Raw genomic sequence first — 2,633 nt, forward strand, 5'->3', positions numbered from 1 at the left:
ATTAACACACTTCGTAAGAAATGTAAAATCGAACTGTTAAAAATTTAAGGTTGATGGAACGCCGTATGCGGTGAAAGTCGCACGTACGGTGTGGAGTGGGGGAAAAGATGGAGATAACTTCAAAGTCTTACCTATCACTATAATAAGGCAAATGGCCACATTGATGCTAAAAGAAGTAAGGCAGGTAGCTCCTATTATATTTAAAAATATCGGACCTAATTGTATAGTTGGAGCATGTCCAGAAGGAAAGATGAGTTGTGGCAAAATGAATGAGATAAGAGAAAAATTTAAGCAGTTATAAGAGGTGATTTTATGGTGAAAATAGAAGGAAGAAATCCAGTAATAGAAGCTTTAAAAGGTGATAGAAATATAGACAAAGTAATAATAGCAAAAGGAACAACTGAAGGATCTATAAAGAAGATTATTGGAATGGCTAAGGATAAAGGTATAGTAGTTCAATATGTTGATAGAAAGAAAATAGATGAGATAAGTGAGTCGCATTCTCATCAGGGAGTTGTTGCCTTGGGTAATGACTATAAATATTATGAATTAGAAGAAATACTTGAAATAGCAAAACAAAAAAATGAAGATCCGTTTATTGTCATATTAGATGAAATAACTGATCCACACAATCTAGGTTCTATAATGAGAACTGCTGATGCGGTTGGAGCACATGGAGTTATAGTTCCAAAGAGAAGATCGGCATCTATAACACCTGTTGTAGCAAAAGCATCTGCTGGTGCTGTGGAGTATGTACCTCTATGCAAAGTAACTAATCTGGTTAGTTCTATAAAGAAGTTAAAAGAACATGGTCTTTGGATAGCAGCAGCTGATATGAATGGTCAAAATTATTATAAGCAAAATTTAACAGGTCCTTTAGGAATTGTTGTTGGTAGTGAGGGATCTGGGATATCAAGACTTGTAAAAGAAAATTGTGATTTTACAGTGAAAATACCTATGGTAGGGAATGGAACATCATTAAATGCATCTGTAGCAGCATCTATAATGTTATATGAGGCATTTAAGCAAAGAATAGAAACCAAAGAGGGATAAAGTGAAAGAATACCTGATTTTAGATGGATATAATATAATTAATGCCTGGAAAGAATTGAAAAAAATAGCTAATGAAAGCTTAGAAATGGCAAGACAGAAACTAGTAGAAATTATGGTTGAGTATGCATCTTATAATGGAATAAAGGTCATAATAGTATTTGATGCATATTTAGTAAAAGGTTCTAGAAGTGTATTTAAAGAATATGAAAACTTAGAAACTGTATATACAAAAGAAAATCAAACAGCAGATAGCTATATAGAAAAATTTATAAGCCAAATGAGCAAACGAGATATTATTAAAGTTGCAACTAATGATTGGGCAGAGCAACAGATAATATTAGGAAAAGGAGCAATAAGGATTTCAGCTAGGGAATTAAAAATGGAAGTTGATTTTGCTAAATCCAAAATATCAAAAAAAATAATTCAGAAAAAAACCAAAAAAAATACATTGGACTCTCTCATTGATGAAGAAACATTGTCGAAACTTGAGAAAATAAGGAGAAACCGTTGAAATAGCTTGACTCTGGCGGTAATCTTATCTATAATAATTGATGAAAAAATATTCGGGAAAGTACTTATTCGGATAAAATTTTGGTTTCCTATTGGAGGGGAGTATAAATGTTGGTTGCACAAGAAAAAAATGACTATTATCAACAAGAGATAGATCAAAGAAAAATTGTAATTAAAGCTAGCAAGGGGGATACATTAGCTTTAGAATATTTAATAAAAAAATATAAAAATTTCGTACGAGCTAAAGCTAGATCTTATTTTTTAATAGGGGCAGATAAAGAAGATATAATACAAGAGGGAATGATAGGACTATATAAAGCTATAAGGGATTTTGATGAGGATAAAACATCATCATTTAAAGCTTTTGCAGAGCTGTGTATAACTAGACAAATAATTACAGCTATAAAAACAGCAACAAGACAAAAACATATACCTCTTAATTCGTATATATCTTTAAATAAGCCAATATATGATGAAGAATCAGATAGGACTCTTTTGGATATAATTACAACAAGCGTAATAACTGATCCAGAACAATTGATAATAAGTAGAGAAGAACTTAAAAATATAGAAACTAAAATAAGTCAAATATTAAGTGGATTAGAGCTTGAGGTTCTAGAATTATACTTAAGTGGTAAATCATATCAGGAAATAGCCGATAAACTACAAAGACATGTAAAATCAATAGATAATGCACTACAAAGAGTTAAAAGAAAATTGGAGAAATATTTAGAGTCTAGAAATGATTAAAACGTATTGACTTTACTTTTTATGAGTAGTAAAATATTTAACGAAAGTCTAGAGTGCCCATGTGGCTCAGTTGGTAGAGCGTCGCCTTGGTAAGGCGGAGGTCGGCGGTTCAAGTCCGCTCGTGGGCTCCAAAAGTTTTGTTTTAAGAATGGAATGACAAATGTACTTTATGAAATCTAAAGGAGGAATTTAAAATGGCAAAAGCTAAATTTGAAAGAAATAAGCCGCATGTTAACATTGGAACAATAGGACACGTTGACCACGGTAAAACAACATTAACAGCAGCTATAACAAGAACATTACATGCAAGATACGAATTA

Annotated in this window: 5 protein-coding genes and 1 tRNA gene; all 6 read left to right on the forward strand. The window is 31.9% G+C overall.

Annotation, left to right across the window (positions count from 1 at the left end; all coding sequences use genetic code 11):
• Window positions 1-88: 88 nt before the first annotated feature.
• Complete coding sequence (locus N4A48_RS09670; protein WP_330665101.1) at window positions 89-301, forward strand: hypothetical protein; 213 nt, start codon at window positions 89-91, stop codon at window positions 299-301.
• Between the two features lie 11 nt (window positions 302-312).
• On the forward strand, window positions 313-1,053 hold the full coding sequence (gene rlmB, locus N4A48_RS09675; protein ID WP_293665708.1) for a 23S rRNA (guanosine(2251)-2'-O)-methyltransferase RlmB: 741 nt from the start codon (window positions 313-315) through the stop codon (window positions 1,051-1,053).
• A 1-nt stretch (window position 1,054) separates the two neighbouring features.
• Window positions 1,055-1,564 (forward strand): NYN domain-containing protein, encoded by a 510-nt coding sequence (locus tag N4A48_RS09680; RefSeq protein WP_293665709.1) that lies wholly within the window; start codon window positions 1,055-1,057, stop codon window positions 1,562-1,564.
• 107 nt (window positions 1,565-1,671) lie between these two features.
• A complete protein-coding gene (gene sigH, locus N4A48_RS09685; RefSeq protein ID WP_293665710.1) occupies window positions 1,672-2,313 on the forward strand; it encodes an RNA polymerase sporulation sigma factor SigH in 642 nt (213 codons plus the stop codon).
• A gap of 55 nt (window positions 2,314-2,368) precedes the next feature.
• A tRNA-Thr gene (locus N4A48_RS09690) sits at window positions 2,369-2,444 on the forward strand.
• Window positions 2,445-2,507: 63 nt separating this feature from the next.
• On the forward strand, window positions 2,508-2,633 hold a 126-nt coding region (locus N4A48_RS09695; protein ID WP_293665711.1), incomplete at its 3' end, for a GTP-binding protein.

This window comes from Tepidibacter sp., assembly GCF_025210165.1.
GTDB lineage: Bacteria > Bacillota > Clostridia > Peptostreptococcales > Peptostreptococcaceae > Tepidibacter_A.